The 17,638-nt window shown below is 70.3% G+C and carries 18 protein-coding genes; 8 read left to right on the top strand and 10 right to left on the bottom strand.

Annotation, left to right across the window (positions count from 1 at the left end):
• Window positions 1-98: 98 nt before the first annotated feature.
• From ACFXDJ_RS33160 to ACFXDJ_RS33145, 4 genes are all read right to left on the bottom strand, one after another.
• Window positions 99-857 carry an SDR family oxidoreductase gene (locus ACFXDJ_RS33160; protein WP_384651531.1) on the bottom strand — a complete coding sequence of 253 codons (759 nt, stop codon included), beginning with the start codon at window positions 855-857 and terminating at the stop codon, window positions 99-101.
• Window positions 858-904: 47 nt separating this feature from the next.
• Entirely contained in the window at window positions 905-1,666 is a 762-nt protein-coding gene (fabG, locus tag ACFXDJ_RS33155; RefSeq protein WP_384651533.1) for a 3-oxoacyl-ACP reductase FabG, read from the bottom strand.
• A gap of 136 nt (window positions 1,667-1,802) precedes the next feature.
• Window positions 1,803-2,186 carry a DUF3037 domain-containing protein gene (locus tag ACFXDJ_RS33150; RefSeq protein ID WP_384651535.1) on the bottom strand — a complete coding sequence of 128 codons (384 nt, stop codon included), beginning with the start codon at window positions 2,184-2,186 and terminating at the stop codon, window positions 1,803-1,805.
• Window positions 2,183-3,022 (bottom strand): HipA family kinase, encoded by an 840-nt coding sequence (locus ACFXDJ_RS33145; protein ID WP_384651537.1) that lies wholly within the window; start codon window positions 3,020-3,022, stop codon window positions 2,183-2,185. The genes ACFXDJ_RS33150 and ACFXDJ_RS33145 overlap by 4 nt, the downstream gene beginning before the upstream one ends.
• A 374-nt stretch (window positions 3,023-3,396) precedes the next feature.
• Between ACFXDJ_RS33145 and ACFXDJ_RS33140 the strand changes: the two genes are divergently transcribed.
• Together ACFXDJ_RS33140 and ACFXDJ_RS33135 are read left to right on the top strand one after the other, a co-directional pair.
• Window positions 3,397-3,864, top strand: coding sequence for a hypothetical protein (locus ACFXDJ_RS33140; protein ID WP_384651539.1), 468 nt, complete (start codon window positions 3,397-3,399; stop codon window positions 3,862-3,864).
• 377 nt (window positions 3,865-4,241) lie between these two features.
• Window positions 4,242-4,964: a hypothetical protein gene (locus ACFXDJ_RS33135; RefSeq protein WP_384651541.1), complete on the top strand. Its 723-nt coding sequence runs from the start codon at window positions 4,242-4,244 to the stop codon at window positions 4,962-4,964.
• Window positions 4,965-5,330: 366 nt separating this feature from the next.
• On the opposite strand, the gene ACFXDJ_RS33130 is transcribed toward ACFXDJ_RS33135, so the two are convergent.
• Entirely contained in the window at window positions 5,331-6,002 is a 672-nt protein-coding gene (locus ACFXDJ_RS33130) for a hypothetical protein (protein WP_384851134.1), read from the bottom strand.
• A gap of 485 nt (window positions 6,003-6,487) precedes the next feature.
• Between ACFXDJ_RS33130 and ACFXDJ_RS33125 the strand changes: the two genes are divergently transcribed.
• Both ACFXDJ_RS33125 and ACFXDJ_RS33120 read left to right on the top strand, forming a co-directional pair.
• Window positions 6,488-9,082, top strand: a complete 2,595-nt coding sequence (locus tag ACFXDJ_RS33125) for an ATP-binding protein (RefSeq protein ID WP_384651576.1) — start codon at window positions 6,488-6,490, stop codon at window positions 9,080-9,082.
• A gap of 29 nt (window positions 9,083-9,111) precedes the next feature.
• Window positions 9,112-9,468, top strand: coding sequence for a hypothetical protein (locus ACFXDJ_RS33120; protein ID WP_384651545.1), 357 nt, complete (start codon window positions 9,112-9,114; stop codon window positions 9,466-9,468).
• Here the strand turns inward: ACFXDJ_RS33120 and ACFXDJ_RS33115 are convergent.
• Window positions 9,465-10,103 (bottom strand): cysteine hydrolase, encoded by a 639-nt coding sequence (locus ACFXDJ_RS33115; protein ID WP_384651547.1) that lies wholly within the window; start codon window positions 10,101-10,103, stop codon window positions 9,465-9,467. The two genes, ACFXDJ_RS33120 and ACFXDJ_RS33115, sit on opposite strands and share 4 nt — an antisense overlap.
• Window positions 10,104-10,266: 163 nt before the next feature.
• Between ACFXDJ_RS33115 and ACFXDJ_RS33110 the strand changes: the two genes are divergently transcribed.
• Window positions 10,267-10,692, top strand: coding sequence for a pyridoxamine 5'-phosphate oxidase family protein (locus ACFXDJ_RS33110; protein WP_384651578.1), 426 nt, complete (start codon window positions 10,267-10,269; stop codon window positions 10,690-10,692).
• 9 nt (window positions 10,693-10,701) lie between these two features.
• Here the strand turns inward: ACFXDJ_RS33110 and ACFXDJ_RS33105 are convergent, their stop codons facing one another.
• Window positions 10,702-11,601 (bottom strand): LysR family transcriptional regulator, encoded by a 900-nt coding sequence (locus tag ACFXDJ_RS33105; RefSeq protein WP_384651549.1) that lies wholly within the window; start codon window positions 11,599-11,601, stop codon window positions 10,702-10,704.
• Window positions 11,602-11,675: 74 nt separating this feature from the next.
• Here ACFXDJ_RS33105 and ACFXDJ_RS33100 point away from each other — a divergent pair, with 74 nt between their 5' ends.
• Window positions 11,676-12,647 (top strand): DMT family transporter, encoded by a 972-nt coding sequence (locus ACFXDJ_RS33100; RefSeq protein WP_384651551.1) that lies wholly within the window; start codon window positions 11,676-11,678, stop codon window positions 12,645-12,647.
• A gap of 44 nt (window positions 12,648-12,691) precedes the next feature.
• Here the strand turns inward: ACFXDJ_RS33100 and ACFXDJ_RS33095 are convergent, their stop codons facing one another.
• Entirely contained in the window at window positions 12,692-14,023 is a 1,332-nt protein-coding gene (locus tag ACFXDJ_RS33095; RefSeq protein WP_384651553.1) for an aminotransferase class I/II-fold pyridoxal phosphate-dependent enzyme, read from the bottom strand.
• A gap of 37 nt (window positions 14,024-14,060) precedes the next feature.
• On the opposite strand from ACFXDJ_RS33095, the gene ACFXDJ_RS33090 reads away from it, so the two are divergent.
• Window positions 14,061-14,750, top strand: coding sequence for a pyridoxamine 5'-phosphate oxidase family protein (locus ACFXDJ_RS33090; protein ID WP_384651554.1), 690 nt, complete (start codon window positions 14,061-14,063; stop codon window positions 14,748-14,750).
• On the opposite strand, the gene ACFXDJ_RS33085 is transcribed toward ACFXDJ_RS33090, so the two are convergent.
• Window positions 14,732-15,751, bottom strand: coding sequence for a DMT family transporter (locus ACFXDJ_RS33085; protein WP_384651580.1), 1,020 nt, complete (start codon window positions 15,749-15,751; stop codon window positions 14,732-14,734). The genes ACFXDJ_RS33090 and ACFXDJ_RS33085 overlap by 19 nt on opposite strands.
• 259 nt (window positions 15,752-16,010) lie before the next feature.
• A complete protein-coding gene (locus ACFXDJ_RS33080; protein WP_384651556.1) occupies window positions 16,011-16,970 on the bottom strand; it encodes a DMT family transporter in 960 nt (319 codons plus the stop codon).
• Window positions 16,971-17,151: 181 nt separating this feature from the next.
• On the opposite strand from ACFXDJ_RS33080, the gene ACFXDJ_RS33075 reads away from it, so the two are divergent.
• Window positions 17,152-17,580 (top strand): SRPBCC family protein, encoded by a 429-nt coding sequence (locus ACFXDJ_RS33075; protein WP_384651558.1) that lies wholly within the window; start codon window positions 17,152-17,154, stop codon window positions 17,578-17,580.
• Window positions 17,581-17,638 lie beyond the last annotated feature (58 nt).

Raw genomic sequence — 17,638 nt, 5'->3', positions numbered from 1 at the left:
GAATCCAATGGGCAGGTTTCGTGAGGCACTTGACCGATTAAGTGCGTATTCGGTACGCATTTGCCTCCCCTTCGGAGGCAAATGCGTCCGATTATCGATCAATGCACTCCGGCATTGAGGAACATGCCCCCGTCGACGACGAGAGTTTGTCCGGTGATCCATTCCGCTTGTGCAGATGTAAGGAACGCGGCGGCCCCTCCGATGTCCTCCGGGACCCCGAGCCGGCCCAGCGGATACGCCGCCGCGGCCTCCTGCTCCCGGCCCTCGTAGAGCGCCTGCGCGAACTTCGTCTTCACCACGGCGGGCGCGATCGCGTTGACCCTGACCCCCGGCGCCATCTCGTGGGCGAGCTGCAGGGTCAGATTGATCATGGCGGCCTTGCTCATCCCGTACGCCCCGATGAAGGGCGAGGCCGAGACTCCGGCGATCGATGCGATGTTCACGATCGCCCCGCCGTTCTCCTTCTGCCAGGCGTGCCAGGTGCGCTGGGCGAAGCCGAGCGCCGAGATCACATTGGTCTCGAAGACCTTGCGGGCGACCCCGAGGTCCAGGTCCGCGATCGGCCCGAAGACCGGATTGGTCCCCGCGTTGTTGATCAGGAAGTCGACGCGGCCGAAGGCCTCCATCGTCCGCTCCACGGCGACGGCCTGGTGGGCCTCGTCGTGCGCCTTCCCCGCCACCCCGATCACCCGGTCCGCGCCGAGCCGCTCGACGGCCTCCTTGAGGGCCTCCTCGTTGCGCCCGGTGATGCAGAGCCGGTCGCCGCGCGCCACCAGCGCCTCGGCGATGCCGTAGCCGATGCCCCGGCTCGCGCCGGTGATCAGCGCGACCCTGCCGCTGTCCGTTCCACTGCTCATTGCGCCGCCTGCCCCTTCGTCGCTCATGTGGTGAGCCCTGCCTCTCGTCAGCTGAGCGGGCCGCCGGCCACGTACATGACCTGGCCGGAGACGAAGCCCGCGGCCTCGCCGGTGAAGAAGGCGATGGCGTTGGCCACGTCGTCCGGGCGCCCGACGCGCTGCACCGGGATCTGGGTGGCGGCCGCGGCCTGGAAGTCCTCGAAGTCCATGCCGACCCGGGCGGCCGTGTGCGCGGTCATCTCGGTGACGATGAAACCGGGGGCGACGGCGTTCGCGGTGATGCCGAACTTGCCGAGCTCGATGGCCAGGGTCTTGGTGAAGCCCTGCAGACCGGCCTTGGCCGCCGAGTAGTTGGCCTGGCCGCGGTTGCCGAGCGCCGAGCTGCTGGAGAGGCTCACGATCCGGCCGAACTTGGCCGCCACCATGTGCTTCTGACAGGCCTTCGACATCAGGAACGCGCCACGCAGGTGCACGTTCATGACGGTGTCCCAGTCGGTGTCGCTCATCTTGAAGAGCAGGTTGTCCCGCAGCACACCCGCATTGTTGACCAGGATGGTCGGGGCGCCGAGCAGGCTCACCACGCGCTCGACGGCCGCCTCCACCTGCGCGCTGTCGGAGACGTCGCAGCCGATCGCGACGGCCTTGCCGCCGGCCGCCGTGATCGCCTCCACGGTGTCCTTGCAGGCCGCCTCGTCAAGGTCGAGTACGGCGACCGCCCGTCCTTCGGCGGCCAGGCGCACGGCGGTGGCCGCGCCGATGCCCCGGGCCGCCCCGGTCACGATCGCGACGCGCTGCTCGGTGGTGGACATGCTGGATCTCCTCGCCCTCGGAAAGCGGCCCCTCGTGGGTGAGCAACCGCTTAGTAGCTTCAGCTGAGGAGACGCTAGGAGCCCTGGCACCCGGTGTCAACGGCACCAGGCACCAGGGCTCCCGAGGTCATGCCGGTCAGCGGACCAGCAGGCCGAGCAGCCGCTCCACCTCGGCGGCGGGGTCGGCCGTCAGCCCTGTGTGAACGGGCCCCGGCTGCACGACCGTGCTGCGCGGCGCAATCAGCCAGCGGAACCGGCGGCCCGCGTCGTCACCGGCCGCCTGCCCCGCGGACTCGCCGCCCGTACACACTCCCTCGACCCCGCGCAGCGCGGCCCGCACCCCCGCCACATCCGCCCCCGGATCCAGCGCGAGGAGCTTGGCCTCGTCGAGGTGGGTGCGCGCAGCCACGTAGGACTTCGCCCGGCAGTAGACGATCACGCCGGCGTTGAAACACTCGCCGCGCTCCATCCGGGGAACCACCCGCACCAGCGCGTACTCGAACACGTCCCGCTTGGTCACTCGTTGTCGCTCTTGTTCTTCCGGGGACGGGGGTCGAGGCGGTCGGCGAGCCAGCCGGGAGGACCCGACCGGGGCTTCACCTCGGCCTCCATCGAGATCCTCTCGTGGATCGTCGCCGCGCGCGGCAGCAGCGCGTCCACGTAGGCGCGGCGCAGCGCGTCGGTGGAGTCGAAGCCGGGCTCGTCGACCAGCCACTCGTCGGGCACGTCGGCCGCGACCTCGGTGAGCAGCTCCCTCGTGACGAGGGGGGCGAGCTCGGCGGCGGCCGCCGCGATGTCCGGACCGACCGGGGCCAGTACGTGGTCGGAGGCGTTGTACGGCTTGGCCGAGGCGCTCTCGGCGGTGGGCCAGTTGTGGTGCCAGATCATCGTGGCGCCGTGGTCGATGAGCCACAGGTCCCCGTGCCAGACCAGCATGTTCGGATTGCGCCAGGACCGGTCGACGTTGTTGATCAACGCGTCGAACCAGACGACGCGCCCCGCCTCGACCGGGTCCACCTGGTACGCGAGCGGGTCGAAGCCGATCGAGCCGGGGAGGTAGTCCATTCCGAGGTTCAGCCCGCCGCTGGCCTTGAGCAGCTCCTGGACCTCCTGATCGGGCTCGCCGAGCCCGATCACGGGGTCGAGCTGCATCTGGACCAGCCGCGGGACGCGCAGCCCCAGCCGCTGGGCCAGCCGGCCGCAGATGACCTCCGCGACCAGGGTCTTGCGCCCCTGGCCTGCTCCGGTGAATTTCATGACGTATGTGCCGAGATCGTCGGCCTCGACGATCCCGGGCAGCGAGCCGCCCTCACGCAAGGGCGTGACGTAACGGGTCGCGATCACTTCTGTGAGCATTTCCCCAGGCTATCCGGCAGCCGATCTTCACATCCAAGGCATATCCGGAGAGGCCCCGCCGCGCGGCACCGGCGACGCGGATCCCGCCTCGTTCACCGCGGCGAAGACACCGGGCGCGATCGCGCCAAGGGCGTCACCAGGCGCTTTTGCCGGCCGCTTGGACGGGCTTGATCGGCCTTTGACCTGGCGTTTTAGGGAATCGCTGGGGTCCGCCTCAAGGCGTGACTGAGGTTCCGGGCCGAGCCTCGGAATAGCTGCTGTACTCCGTGCTGTCGCCAATCCGGCCGGAAATGGGACGCGTTCGAGAGTCGATCACCGGGGTCGTCGAGTACCCCGGTCCACGCGAGCACCACTGACGGAAAGCAGGCACACAAATGCGACGCTCCAGCATGCAGAACAGCGTTCAGTCTTCGCGGGCCACGTCCCGGAGCAAGCGCGCGGCAGCCGCGGCAGCGGTCGCCGTGATGGTGTGCGGAGCGGGCCTGCTGGGCGCCGGCAGCGCCCAGGCCGTGACCTCGGGCAACTACTGCGGTTCGACGGCGCAGCTCGCCGGTGACGTCTACGCCCAGGCCTGTGTGAACATCAGCGGGGGCAACGCGTACTCCTACCTGCACGTCAGCAACCACGGGAACCACTCGATCAGCGGCACGACGTGGACCAACTCCCGCGGCAACTACATGGGATACGGCAACTGCAACGGCCTCACCGACTACAACGGCTCCTGGTGCTTCGGCTCCTCGGTATCCCTCGGATACGGCAACTACGCCCAGGGCCAGGGCTACCTGATCATCGACGGCGTCCAGTACGGCACCCTGTACTCCCCCAGCGAGTACCTCGGCTGAGCACCGGGCAGAGGGCACCCGAACCGCTGAGCACTTTCCGAACCGACGGTGCCGAGAGCGAGTTGAATCGCCCCGCGTAACGACGAAGCTCCTGGCAGACGGGATACCGGCCAAGGTCACCCGTGTCTGCCAGGAGCTTCGCGCGTTTGCCTGCCCGTCCTCATCTTCGACGGCACCCTGCTGCCGATCGACCGCATCGGCCCCTCCGAACGACGGCCCTGGGCCTCGCCGGCTCTGCCCCCGACGACCGCTCGGGGGGCTGTACGGGGGAAAAGGCGGATGATTCAGCGTGCCTGATGATCGTTCAATCCCTACGGCCACCATCCTGTCGACTGGACTCAAGATCCGGACTCCAGGGACGACGAAAGGTTGGCCGAGTGAAGCTCACCAAGCGGTTTGTCACGATCAGCACCGCCGCTACGGCAGCGGTACTCCTCAGCGCCGGCGGCGCCCAGGCGCAAGACGACGGGGAATTCCTCTCGTTCCTCGGCAGCACGACACTCCTCCAGGCCTCAAACCCGGTACAGGTCGGACACGGAAACACCTACATCGGCACTCAGAACATCAACACGAACAACAACATCGGCGGAGGTGTAAACAACAACAACAACAATAACAACAACAGCGGAAGTGTGACTCAGTCTCACGACGACGATGACGCGGGATTCTTCTCGCTTCTGCGCAGCACGGCGCTCGTACGGCCCTCGTATTCGGTGCAGGTCGGGGCCGGCAACACCCACACCGGAACCCAGAACGACAACACCAACAACAACATCGGCGGAGGAACGAACAATAACAACAATAACAACAACAACGGTGACGGCGTAAACAACAACAATAATAACAACAACAATGACGGAGGACCGAACAACAACAATAACAATAACAACAACGGCAAGACTGCCGACAAGGACAAGGAAAAGGACAAGGCCAAGGTCACCAAGCCTCATGGCGACGTCGAGGCTCAAAGCGCCGGAGGGATCCTATCCTTTCTGGACGACACGACGCTCTCCCACCTTCAAACCTGCTACCCGGTGGACCGCGTCGGACAGGGCGACATCTATGTCGGCACCCTGAACATCAGCTGCAATCAGCACTAAGGGCACAGGCCCGGCGGGAAGCGACGGGGGCGACACGGGAGAATTCGCGTGCGCCGATTCCTTCCACGGGTGCGGCAGCACATCTCAAGAATGCCGGGTGGGCCGTCCCACCCGGCACAGGCAGGTGACGCCACCCGTGGAAACCGATGGCATTCGCAAGCGCTTTCCGTCGATTCTGCCGCCGATTGGACTCGGCAGAATGGGTCTGACGGAAGACCCTCTCACTCGGGTTGTCCACGCCAGCCGACGTCTCGGACGCACAGGCACCGACCAACCATCCTCGCCAGCCTCCGCCCGCCGCAGGGCGCGCACACGACAATCCGGCGGCCAGGTGACTTCGAACCACCGGCCGCCGGATTTTGAAGTTCAGTTGTTGTTATTGTTGTTATTGTTCGCGCCCCCGCCGCCGTTGTTGTTATTGTTGTTATTGTTGTTGGCTCCACCGCCACCATTGTTGTTATTGTTGTTGTTGTTCGCACCCCCGCCACCGTTGTTGTTGTTATTGTTGTTGTTCGCTCCTCCACCACCGTTGTTGTTGTTATTGTTGTTGTTCGCTCCGCCTCCACCGCCATTGTTGTTATTGTTGTTGTTATTGGCTCCGCCCCCACCGCCGTTGTTGTTATTGTTGTTGTTCCCTCCACCACCGCCGTTATTGTTGTTATTGTTGTTGTTTCCGCCCCCACCACCGTTGTTGTTATTATTATTGTTGTTGTTGTTGTTTCCACCCTTCTTCTTCTTGTTGTTATTGTTGTTGTTATTGTTGTTGTTGTTCCCGCCCTTCTTCTTGTTGTTATTATTATTGTTGTTGTTGTTCCCGCCTCCACCGCCGTTGTTGTTGTTGTTATTGTTGTTGTTCCCGCCTCCACCGCCGTTGTTGTTGTTATTGTTGTTGTTCCCGCCTCCACCGCCGTTGTTGTTGTTATTGTTGTTATTTCCTCCGCCACCGCCGTTGTTGTTGTTATTGTTGTTATTTCCTCCGCCACCGCCATTGTTGTTGTTATTGTTGTTGTTTCCGCCGTTGTCGTTCGGTACCGTCACGTGAGCCACTGTGGGCGTCGTAGCTGCAAAGGCGACAGAAGGCACCGCAGCGCCCCCAACGGCCAGAGCGGCCGACGCGGTCAGCATCGCCGCACGCTTTGCGAACTTGTTGAGCATGACGATTCCTTTCCGTATGAACCCTGCCGATTCGCAGTCCAGTTCGACTTCGGAATCCATTGCCCGCACTCTCCGACCGGGTTCACCACCGGAGTCATTTCGCAGGCGCGGGGTCGATGGCATGCCAAACGCGTGAACATGCGAACCAGGGAGACCCGGGTTCCGGAGCTCTTTCGCCAGGATGCTCTGCGGCAGTAGGGGGCACATCGGGCAAACACCCCAGGTTTCACCCCGGGACGCCCTAAATTCCCCTCCGGCACGCCCCACATCCCTCCTTGGGTTCCCGTGACACCACCCCAGCGGCCAACCGGTCTCGCACGGTCTGGATCTTTTGCACGGCTCCGGCCAAGGGAGGAAACTGGCTGGTGATGGACCTGCTAGAGCGGGAGGCCGTGCTCCAGGCCCTCGTCGGTCACCTCCAAGCGACCGAGAGCGGCCCAGGACGTCTGACCCTTTTGCGCGGCGAAGCCGGGATCGGCAAGACCGCCGTCGTCCGGCGTCTGGCACAGCTGGCCGATCCGCACATCCGGGTCCTGACCGGCGCTTGTGACCCGCTGGCCACGCCCCGCCCCCTGGGGCCCCTGATGGACTTGGCCCCGAGCCTGGGCCCCGAGGTGCGCACCGCCCTGACCGAGGCACTGGCCGGCACCTGCCGCATTGACGAGGTCTTCGACCGCCTGCTCGCGGACCTGGGTACCTGCCCCACCCTGCTGGTCGTGGAGGACGTCCACTGGGCCGACGAGGCCACGCTGGACCTGCTCCGCTACCTGGCCCGTCGGCTGCCGGGCGTGCCGGCGCTGGTGGTGGCCACCTACCGCGACGACGAGATCGGCCGCACCCACCCATTGACCGGTCTCCTCGGCACCCTGGCCGGCTACCCGTGGGTGTACCGCGAAGACCTGGCTCCCTTGAGCCGCCGGGCCGTGGCCCGGCTCGCCAGCGGACATGCCGTCGACGCCGAGCGGCTCCATCACGTCTCCGCCGGCAATCCCTTCATCGTGACCGAGGTCCTGGCCGCCCCCTCCGAACCCATTCCGGCCACGGTGCGCGAGGCCGTCGCCGGCCGCCTGGCCGGCCTCTCGGCATCCGGGCGAACGGTCGTCGACGTGCTGGCCGTCCTGGGGCGCCGGGTCTCGCTGCAGCTGCTGGCCGGCATCCTGCCGGCCCCGGAGGAACCGCTCGACGAGGCCGTGGCCTGCGGAATCGTGTGCAACGACGGGCAGGTGACCGAGTTCCGCCACGAGCTCACCCGGCTGGCGGTGCTGGACGCCGTCCCCGCCGCCTGCCGTCTGCGCGTACACCGGCAGGTGCTGGCGGTGATGCGGTCCGGTCCGGTCGCCGCGAGCGATCTGGCGCTGCTCGCCGACCACGCCGAGGGCGCCATGGACCCGGCCGCCGTGCTGGAGTACGCCCCCGCGGCGGCCGCCCATGCCGCCGCGGCGGGCGTGTACCGGGAAGCGGCCGCCCAGTACGCCCGCGCCCTGTTGTACGCCGAGCTCCTGCCACCCGATGAGTCGGCCTCCCTGCTGGAGGGCCATTCGCGGGCCTGTCTCCTGTCCGGCGGGCTGGACGAGGGCATCGCCTCCGGCCGTACGGCCGTCCGGCTGCGCCGTGCGCTGGGCGACCGGCTGCGCGAGGGGGAGGACCTGCGCTGGTTGTCCGGCTGGCTATGGACGGCCGGGCGGGCCGCCGAGGCCAGAGCCACCGGCCTGGACTCCGTGCGGGTGCTCGAAGGGCTGGGGCCGAGCCGGGAGCTGGCGCAGGCGTACCTCAACCTCTGCCGGCTGGCCTGCTACGAGCACGCGGGCGTGGAGGCCACCGCCGCCCATGCCGAGAAGGCGATCGCCCTGGGCGAGCGCTTCGGCGACGCGGGGGTGCTCGTCCAGGCGCGGTTCCATGCCGCGGCGGCACGCATGCTGTGCGAGGGGGACGGCTGGGAGGACTGCGAACAGGCGCTGTCCAGCGCGATGGCACAGGATCTGCCGGTGGACGCGGGCCTCCTGGCGCTCGTCACCTGCTGGTTCGCCGCGCTGCGGCGTGACGCCGCCCGGACCACGACTGCCGTGAGCCGGGCGGAATCCCATTGCATCGATCGCGGCCTGCTGCCCTACCTGCTGTGCACCAGGGCCTGGGGAAGCTGGGGGCTTCTGAACCGGGGCCTGTGGGTACCGGCCGCCGATGCCGCACAGGCCGTGCTGTCCCATCCCGGCTCACCACCGGTCGCCCGGTCCATGGCCTTGACCGTCCTGGGCCTCGGGCAGGCCCGGCAGGGCAGGGCCCGGGTGTGGCCACTGCTGGAGCGGGCGGCGGACCTGGTCGACCCGGACTGCCTGCTGGACACGGGCCTGGGCTGGGAGGCCCGGGTCGAGGCGGCCTGGCTGGTCGGTGATCACGAGCTGGTGCGGGCGGCGGCCGGACGCGGTCTGGCCACGCTGACGGAGCAGGGCCGTATCCACCCCTGGCTGTCCGGGCCCTTGGCCTGCTGGATCCGGCGCGCCGGAGGGACACCACCGCCGGTGCCGGCGGCCGGCCCCTACGCGCTGGAGCTGGCAGGCGACTGGGCCGGCGCCGCGGCCCTGTGGGACAGGCTCGGCTGCCCGTACGATGCCGCGCTGGCCCGCCTCTCCGGCGACGCACCCGCGCTGCACCAGGCCCTGGCCGCCTTCGAGTCCCTCGGCGCCCGCTCGGCGGTGGTACGCACCCGCGCCCTGATGCGTACCCGTGGTGTCCGCCCCGTCCGGCGCGGGCCGCGGGCGGCGACCCGGGCCAATCCGTACGGGCTGACCAACCGGGAGCTGGACGTCCTGAAGCTGTTGGGCGAGGGCCTGTCGGACGTCGAGATCGCCGCCCGCCTCTACATCACCCCCAAGACGGCCGGACATCACGTGGGCGCCGTGCTGGCCAAGCTGGGCGTCCACACCCGCCACGAAGCGGCCCGCAGGCTCCACCGGTCCGAGCGCTGACAGGGGATCCGAGTGTTCAGGTGATGAGGATGAAGAGAGCAGCCTTCAGGGGTATCGGTCTTGCCGCCGCGGCCTCCTGCTGCATGGCGCTCGGCGCATGGGGCGCACCGGCGAGCGAGGCGGGCGGCCCGCGCCCGTCACAGGAATCGCGAGCCGCGCCAGCTCCCGCGTCCGCGCCCGCGCCCGCGACGTCCGTGCCCCGGTGCTACGCGACGCGGAGCAGCCCGGACCTGGTCGTGTGCTACCGGACCTCGTTGAAGGCGGAGTACCGGCACGGCGAGATCGTCTACGTCCCCGTGCTCATCCAGGTGCCCACGCCCTCGCCTCCGCCGCCGGTGATCATCGTGGACAGTCTCGACGACGTCCGTCCCGCCGGCCCGCCCTAACGGCCGGGGCCCGGGCTGGGGCCGGTGCCGGGTGCCCACTGTTCGATCAGTGCTTCGGCCGTGGTGATGGTCGCCACCAGGGAAAGGGAGTTGCGGATCACCTCGGCGGTGCAGACGGCCGGCACCCCGGCGATGGCGTCCGAGGGGACGACCACCTGGTAGCCGAGGTTCACCGCGTCGAAGACGGTGTTCGGGATCGCGATGTTCGAGGAGACCCCGGTGACGACGAGGGTGCGGATGCCGAGGTTGCGCAGCAGCGCGTCCAGGTCCGTTCCGGCCATCGGGGAGAGCCCGTGCAGCCGGCGCACCACCAGGTCCTGTTCGGCGACCGTGATGGGCGCGGCGACCTCGACGGCCGGGCTCCCGGTCAGCTGGCGCACGGGGAGTCTCCCGGCGGCCCGGAACAGCCGGGCGTTGGTATTGGCCGCGAGCCCGTCCGGCCGCCGTTCGGCGACGGCGTGCAGCACCTGCACCCCGGCCCCGCGCGCGGCCTCGACCAGCGCGGCGACCCGGTCCAGCATTCCGGAGTCCCGGGCCTCCTTGGCGAGTTCCGGCAGGGCGCTCTCCTCGCCGACGACGCCGCTCTGACACTCGACGGTGAGCAAGGCGGTGGTGGCTGCATCTGGTTCGGCCATGGCTCCCCCTGGCGTGACGACGGAAGAGCCCGCATGATTCCTGACACACAGTCAGATGTGAAGGGGTGCGGAACGGATGGCGGACCAGGTGGCGGACCAAGCGGACGAGGCACACACGGACGAGGCACACACGGACAGGACGCAGCGGCGCGGCCGCCGCATCATGATGACCGACGGGGAACTGGACGCCTTCCTGCGCGAGCAGCGCACCTGCCGGGTGGCCACGGTCTCCCCGGACGGGCGCCCGCACGTCGGCGCGCTCTGGTTCGCCTGGGACGGCACCTCGATGTGGCTGTACTCGATCACCCGCAGCCGGCGCTGGTCGGACCTGCGCAAGGACCCCCGGATCTCGGTGGTCGTGGACGCGGGCGAGGCCTACGACGAACTGCGCGGCGTGGAGCTGTCCGGCAACGCCGTCTTCGTGGGCGAGGCCCCGCGTACGGGCGAGCCGTGCGAGGAGCTCGCCGAGCCGGAGCGGATCTTCCCGGTGAAGAACTTCGGCATCGAGGAGATGCCGCACGACGGGCGGCACGCCTGGATCCGGCTGACCCCGGAGGCGATCGTCTCCTGGGACTTCCGCAAGCTCTAGGGGGTAGCGCTAAAGCGCGGCGGCCGTCTGCCGGAGGGCTTCGACGGCGGCCCGGATCGACGGCCGCCGGTCGGCGTCCGCCCGCCAGACCGCGTACACGTGGCGGCGTACGGTGTCGCTCACCGGCAGCAGCCGGACCCCGGCCGGTACGGGTCCGCGCCCCAGCCGGGGGGCCACGCACACCCCGAGCCCGGCCTCGACGAAGGCCAGCTGGGTGTGGTGCTCCTCGGCGATGTGCGCGATCCGGGGCTCGCTGCCGGTGCCGCGAAGGGTGTGGACGAGCCACTCGTGGCAGAACTGCCCCTCGTTCCAGGAGATCCAGTCGTCTTCGCGGAACTCGGCGAGGGAGACCTCCGCGCGGCCGGCGAGCGGATGGCCGGCCGGTACCGCGATGTCCGCGGAGTCGTCCAGCAGGTGCATCCGGGTGAGCTCCCCCGGCACCGGCATCCGCTTGTTGTGCCAGTCGATGGCGAGGGCCAGATCGAGGTCGCCCCGCACCACGGCGGACATGCTCTCCCCCGGCTCCTGTTCCCTCGCCCGGGGCCGCAGTTCGGGGTGGTCCACGCGCAGGACGGCCAGCACCCGGGGCAGCAGGCCGCGCATGGCGGTCGGGAAGGCGCCGATCCGCAGTTCGCCGACGGCTCGGCCGCGCCGGGCCTCGACCTCGGCCTGGGCCAGCTCGACCTGGGAGATGATCCGGGCCGCGTGATCGGCGAGGAGCCGGCCGGCGTCGGTGAGCCGGACCCCGCGCCCGTTCTTGGCCAGCAGCGGCTGGCCGACCTCGCGCTCCAGCTTCGCCATCTGCTGGGACACGGCGGAGGTGGTGACGTGGAGCCCGTCGGCGGCGCCGCTCACGGAGCCGTGGCGGGCGAGGGCGTCGAGGGTGCGCAGGCGCTCCAGGTTCAACATGTAAGCAATGCTACGCGGTCACCCCCAATAACTCTCGCTTGTCCTAAGAGGTCGGGAGGGCCAGAGTGAGGCCCATGAGCGCACCCGCGACCCCCCGCCGACCCCTCTCCCAGACCTCCGCGACCACCCCCGCCACCCCCCTCGCTCCCACCACCCCGGCCGCGCCCGCCGCCGGACGGCTGGACTGGCGCCTGCGCTTCGCGATCCTGTCCGTGATCTGGGGCTTCAGCTTCCTGCTGATCAAGGTGGGCACGGAGGCCTACGCCCCCTTCCAAGTCGCCCTCGGCCGGGTCTTCTTCGGCGCGCTCGCCCTGCTCACCGTGCTCCTGATCCGCCGCGAACCGCTCCCCCGGGGCCGGCGCACCTGGCTCCACCTGACGGTGGCCGCGCTGCTGCTCAACACCGCCCCCTTCTCGCTCTTCGCGTACGCGGAGCTGAGCATCCCCTCCAGCCTGGCGGGCATCTGCAACGCGACCTCCCCGCTCTGGGGCATGGCCCTGTCCCTGGTCGCCCTCTCCGAGGACCGCCCGACGCGCCGCCGCTTCGCGGGCCTGGGCCTGGGCTTCCTCGGCGTGCTCACCGTCCTCGGCGCGTGGCAGGGCTTCTCGGGCATCGACGCCAAGGGCACCGCGCTCGCCCTGCTGGCCGCGCTCTGCTACCCGATCGGCTGGATCTACGTCCGCCGCACGCTGGCCTCGACCCCCGGCTCCCCGGTCGCCCTGACGGGCGCGCAGCTCCTGGTCTCCACTCTCCAACTGGCGGCGGTCAGCGCCCTATTCACCACGGCCCCCACCTCCTTCCCGCTCTGGCCGACCCTGTCGGTGATCGCCCTGGGCGCACTGGGCACGGGCATGGCGCTCCAGATGCAGTACGGCCTGGTCACGGAGATCGGCCCGACCACCGCGCAGATGGTCACGTACTTCATCCCGGTCATCGCCACCACGGCGGGCGTGCTCCTGCTGAGCGAGCAGCTCCACTGGAACACCCCGGTCGGCGCCGCCGTCGTCCTGGCGGGCGCAGCCCTCACCCAGCCCCGCCGCCGGTAGCCCGACCGGCCGCGGAAGCCGGCCGCGGAACACCGGCCCGTCGCTCAGTCGAAGCGTCCCCCGCCCGTCGGCCGTACCGCCGTCGCCACCGCGTCCGCCAGCCCCGGCAGGTCCGGGAGCGACAGCCCCGACACCGTCATCCGCACGCCCGGCGCCGACTCCACCCGGAACCGGCTCCCCGCGGCCACCGCCCAGCCCGCGCCCAGCAGCCTCGTCACCACCGCCGTCTCGTCGGCCACCGGCACCCACACGTTCATCCCGCTCCGCCCGTGTGCCCGTACGCCCCGCTCCGCGAGCGCCGTGACCAGCCCGTCGCGCCGCGCCCCGTAGGACCGTGCGACCGCCGCCCGGTCGACCGCCCCCGCGTTCCACAGTTCCACCACCGTGTACTGGAGCAGCCGGCTCACCCAGCCCGGGCCCAGCCGCTGCCGCCCCCGTACCCGGTCGAGCGTCACTCCGTCGCCGGTCAGCAGGGCGAGCCGCAGGTCGGGCGCGTACGCCTTCGCCGTGGAGCGGATCAGCACCCAGTGCCGGGTCGCGCCGCCCAGGGCGTTCAGCGGCAGGTCCACGATGCCGTGTCCGTGGTCGTCGTCGATGACCAGCACCTCCGGGTAGGCGGACAGCACCGACCGCAGCTCCGCCGCGCGCTCCGCGCTCACCGCCGCCCCGGTCGGGTTCTGCGCGCGGGCCGTCACGAGCAGCGCCCGCGCGCCCTCCGCCAACGCCCGCGCCACCGAGCCGGGCAGCGGGCCCTCGTCGTCCACGGCCACCGGCAGCACCCTCAGCCCCAGCGCCGGGACCAGGTCCAGCACGCTCCCCCACCCCGGATCCTCGACCGCCACCGCGTCCCCGGGCCGCAGGTGCGCGGCCAGCACCCGTTCGATGCCGTCCAGGGCGCCCGAGGTCACCGCCACCGCCCCGGCCGGCACCCCGTCCGCGTCGAAGTCGGCCCGGGCGAGCCGCGCCAGCTCGGGAGCCACCGGATCCTGCCCGTAGAGCGTCGGTTCCAGGGCGTACCGGCGCGCCGCGCCCGCCAGCGCCTCGTCCAGCGCGGGCAGCAGCCGTACGTCGGGGTTGCCGGAGGTGACGTCGCGCACCCCCGCCGGGACGGCCATCCGCAGCTCGTCGCGCGGCGCGGTCGCCGGGCGGGCCCGGACCCGGCTGCCGCGCCGCCCGTCGGTCTCGATGACCCCGCGGTCGCGCAGCGTGCGGTACGCCGCGGCCACGGTGTTGGGGTTCACCCCGAGCACACCGGCGAGCTCCCGCATCGGCGGCAACAGGGCTCCCGGCGGGAGCTCGCCCGATCCGACGCCCGCTTCGACACTTGCCGCGATTTCCGATGCGCGACGCCCAATGATCCGATAGTCTCCTAGCACAAAGCCAAGTATGCACTAATACAACGGAGTCCGCACCATGAGCGCCACGCCTGCCGAGACCACCACCGAGACCGCCGCGGGGTACGAGCCCACCGACCGCACCGTCCCGACCCGGTCCCGCGACCGTGCCCGCTACGACCGCGAGACCGTGCACTCGATACTCGACCAGGCCTACCTCTGCCACCTCGGCTTCGTCCGCGACGGCGCCCCGGTGGTCCTGCCGACCCTCTTCGGCCGGGTCGGCGAGACCCTCTACGTCCACGGCTCCACCGGCTCCCGCCCCCTCCTCGCGGCCGGCAAGGCCGACCCGGGGCTGCCCGTCTGCCTGACCGTGACGCACGTCGACGGCCTGGTCCTGGCCCGCTCGGCCTTCCACCACTCGATCAACTACCGCTCGGTGGTCGTGCACGGCATCGCCTACGAGGTCACCGACCCAGAAGAGTGCCGGATGGCGCTCGACGCCCTCGTCGACCACGTCGTACCGGGCCGCTCCGCCGATTCGCGGCCCGCCAACGCCAAGGAGCTCGCGGCCACCGCCGTGATCCGACTGGACCTGAACGAGGTGTCCGCGAAGCTCCGTACGGGCGGCCCGAACGACGACCCCGAGGACCTGGGGCTGCCGTTCTGGTCGGGCGTGGTCCCGGTCGCACCGGCGTACGGGACCCCGATCCCGGCGGCGGACCTGACCGCCGGCATGACCACGCCGGACTACATCGCCGCACTCTGAGGCTCGGGGGCGCGCCGGACCTCCGGCCCGCCCCCGAAACCAGCCTCCGGCCCTTGCGCACCGCCCTCCGCGCACCCGTCCGCCGCCCCCCGCGACTCGGCGGCGATCAGCGCGCCCACGGCCGTCAGCAGCAGTAGGGTGCCCAGCACCACCGCGCCGGTCAGCCGCTCCCCGAGCAGCAGGACGGCGATCACCGCAGCGCTGACGGGCTCGATCAGCATGATCACGGACACGGTCGCGGCGCGCACCACGGCGGCCCCGCTGAAGTAGAGCGCGTACGCCAGCACGGTCGGCACGGTGGCCATGTACACGAGCAGCCACAGCACCCGCACCGGTTCGGCGGTGTGCGGAAGGATCCCCTCCACGGCGGCGAGCGGCAACAGGCACACCGTGCCCACCCCCACCGACCAGGCGGTGGTGACCAGCGGATCCCCGCCGGCCCCGCGCTGCCCGAGCAGCCGGGCCCGCAGGGTCATCGCCGCGTAGCCGGCGGCGGACAGCAACGCCCAGCCGACGCCGAGCGGCCGCACCTCACCGCCTCCGCTGCCGAGGACCAGTACGGCCAGCCCGGCCAGCGCCCCGCCGACGGCGGCCACCCCGCCCCGGCCGAGCCGCTCCCCCATCCAGTGACGGGCGCCGAGCGCAATGAGCACCGGCCCGGCCCCGAGGGTGACCACGGTGCCGACGGCGAGGCCGGTCTCGCGGACGGCGGCGAAGTACGCGGACTGGAAGAGCGTGAACATCAGCCCGGTCCCGATCAGCGACCCCGCCGAAGGCCGCGTCCGGGCCGCCGCCCCGGACCGCCCGGACGCCCGGGAGCCCCGTGAGCCCCAAGCGCGCCTGGAACCCCGTACGGCGAGCACCGCGAGCAGCACCGCCAGCCCGCCCGCGCACCGCCAGAACGACAGGGCGAGAGGGCCGAGGTCACTGGCGAGGAAGAGCAGCGAGGCGGCCGCCCCGGCGGTGCCCCAGGCGGCTCCGGCGACGACGAGGTACAGCAGACCGCGCCCGGTGGAGGGCCCGTGGGAGGAAGGCCGCGGACCGGAAGAACCTGAATGGTGGCGTGAATGGTGGCGTGAATCGTGGTTCGACACGAGAAGTCTCCGCGCGTGCGTGAAGGATGAAGGAAGCAGGGCTCATCGCTTCGCGGACAGCGCGAACCCGCCCGGGACACGGCCCGGGCCGGGTTCTCCACGTGGTGGCAGCCGCCCGCGCTAGGAGGCGGGAGGCGGAAGCACGGTCTGCGGCATGCCCCGAACCCTAGACCTTGCTCGGATCGCGGTCCAGCGCGGCCACCGGCTCCGCGGTACCCGGCGCAACCGGCCGGGAGGTCTGCGCGATGAAGGCCCCGCCCAGGACGAGCGCGCCTCCGACGATCTGCCAGGTCGCGAGGTGCTCGCCGAGCAGCACCCAGGCCAGTACGGTCGCCACGACCGCCTCCAGGCAGGCCACCACGCCCGCGACCTGCGGCGACAGCCTGCGTACGGAGACCACGCCGGTCAGGTACGCGAACACGGTGGCGATCAGGACCACCCACCCCAGCAGCACCGCGGCCGGGATCCTCAGGTCGCCGACGGCCGCGTAGCCGCTGAGCACCTGCCAGTCGATCTGCCACGGGCGGGCGATGACGGTCATCACGAGGGTGCCGACGATCATGCCGTACGCGATCACGCCCATCGGGTCGGGCACGTCGTCCCCGTCGCTGCCCTGGTCGGCGAAGACGAAGTAGAAGGCCTGGCAGCAGGCGGCCGCGAGGCCGAGCAGCACCCCGAGCAGGTCCAGGCTCAGCCCGGCCCAGATCTGGACCACGCAGGCGAGGCCCACGACGGCCACGGCGGCTCCGGCCGCGGCGGCCCTGGTCACGGGCTTGCGCTGGACGAAGCGGATGTAGCCGAGCAGCAGCGCGGGGCCCAGGTACTCCAGGAGCAGGGCCACGCCGACCGGGATCCGGGACAGGGAGGCGAAGTAGAAGGCCTGGACACCTGCCACCGCGACGAGCCCGAAGCCGGCGAGCAGCAGGGGTTTGCGGCGTACGAGATCGCGATGGCGCCAGGCCAGCGGGGACAGCACGAGAGCCGCCCCGGCCACCCTGAGCCAGACCATGTGGAGCGGGTCCAGACCCGCCTCTATCAGCGGCTTCGCCGCCACACCCGAACCACCGAACGCGATCGCCGAGACGAGGGCGAGGCCCAGTCCGGAACGTTTCCCTGACGCTTGCATCCGAACATCATGGCAGGGCCCGTCAGGAGCGACACGGGGGTGACGCCTGTTGAGACGGAGTCGACACCGGGCGCGGCCGGGACCGGCCCGTACCTCAATATCTGACAGGTCGTCAGTCTTGAATGTTGCGTCCGCCGCGACTACGTTCCGCCGCACGTACCTGACGAGAAGGGGTGGTCGCATGGCTGAAGTCACCGCGGAATCACGCATCGAGGCGTCCGCCGCGAAGCTCTGGTCCCAGCTGACCGACTGGGACGCTTACGGCCAGTGGAGCATGACCCACACCAACTTCCCGAAGGGCGGTCCCGAGACCCTCGCGATCGGGTCCACCTTCGCCGAGAACATGAAGATGATGGGCTTCCCGGCCGAGGTCCTCTGGACGATCTCGGAGCTGGAGGAGGAGCGCGTCATCGCCATCACCGGCAAGGGCCCGATGGGCGTGGCCGTCCTGACCCGGTACAGCCTGATCCCCGACGGCGAGGCCACCACGGTCCGCATCGACGGCTCGTTCACGGGCGCCGCGGTCGCCATGATGGCGGGCAAGCTCAAGGACTCGGCCACGGCCGCCCTGAACGAGTCGCTGCGCAAGCTCGCCGGCCTGGTCGCCTGACCGCCGGTCCTTCCGTACGTACGACAGCGCGCCCCGCGAGAAACCTCGCGGGGCGCGC

Origin of the sequence: Streptomyces sp. NPDC059443 (assembly GCF_042750105.1) — a bacterium.
Classification (GTDB): Bacteria; Actinomycetota; Actinomycetes; order Streptomycetales; family Streptomycetaceae; genus Streptomyces.
Note: the sequence above shows the minus strand (reverse complement) of the source record. Positions and strands in the feature narration are given on the sequence as shown.

Bases quoted from the DNA above. Each gene is read 5' to 3' on its own strand.
- ACFXDJ_RS33160 (WP_384651531.1), bottom strand. From the start codon at position 857: ATGAGCAGTGGAACGGACAGCGGCAGGGTCGCGCTGATCACCGGCGCG.
- fabG (WP_384651533.1), bottom strand. From the start codon at position 1,666: ATGTCCACCACCGAGCAGCGCGTCGCGATCGTGACCGGGGCGGCCCGG.
- ACFXDJ_RS33145 (WP_384651537.1), bottom strand. From the start codon at position 3,022: ATGCTCACAGAAGTGATCGCGACCCGTTACGTCACGCCCTTGCGTGAG.
- ACFXDJ_RS33140 (WP_384651539.1), top strand. From the start codon at position 3,397: ATGCGACGCTCCAGCATGCAGAACAGCGTTCAGTCTTCGCGGGCCACG.
- ACFXDJ_RS33125 (WP_384651576.1), top strand. From the start codon at position 6,488: ATGGACCTGCTAGAGCGGGAGGCCGTGCTCCAGGCCCTCGTCGGTCAC.
- ACFXDJ_RS33120 (WP_384651545.1), top strand. From the start codon at position 9,112: ATGAAGAGAGCAGCCTTCAGGGGTATCGGTCTTGCCGCCGCGGCCTCC.
- ACFXDJ_RS33115 (WP_384651547.1), bottom strand. From the start codon at position 10,103: ATGGCCGAACCAGATGCAGCCACCACCGCCTTGCTCACCGTCGAGTGT.
- ACFXDJ_RS33110 (WP_384651578.1), top strand. From the start codon at position 10,267: ATGATGACCGACGGGGAACTGGACGCCTTCCTGCGCGAGCAGCGCACC.
- ACFXDJ_RS33105 (WP_384651549.1), bottom strand. From the start codon at position 11,601: ATGTTGAACCTGGAGCGCCTGCGCACCCTCGACGCCCTCGCCCGCCAC.
- ACFXDJ_RS33100 (WP_384651551.1), top strand. From the start codon at position 11,676: ATGAGCGCACCCGCGACCCCCCGCCGACCCCTCTCCCAGACCTCCGCG.
- ACFXDJ_RS33090 (WP_384651554.1), top strand. From the start codon at position 14,061: ATGAGCGCCACGCCTGCCGAGACCACCACCGAGACCGCCGCGGGGTAC.
- ACFXDJ_RS33080 (WP_384651556.1), bottom strand. From the start codon at position 16,970: ATGCAAGCGTCAGGGAAACGTTCCGGACTGGGCCTCGCCCTCGTCTCG.
- ACFXDJ_RS33075 (WP_384651558.1), top strand. From the start codon at position 17,152: ATGGCTGAAGTCACCGCGGAATCACGCATCGAGGCGTCCGCCGCGAAG.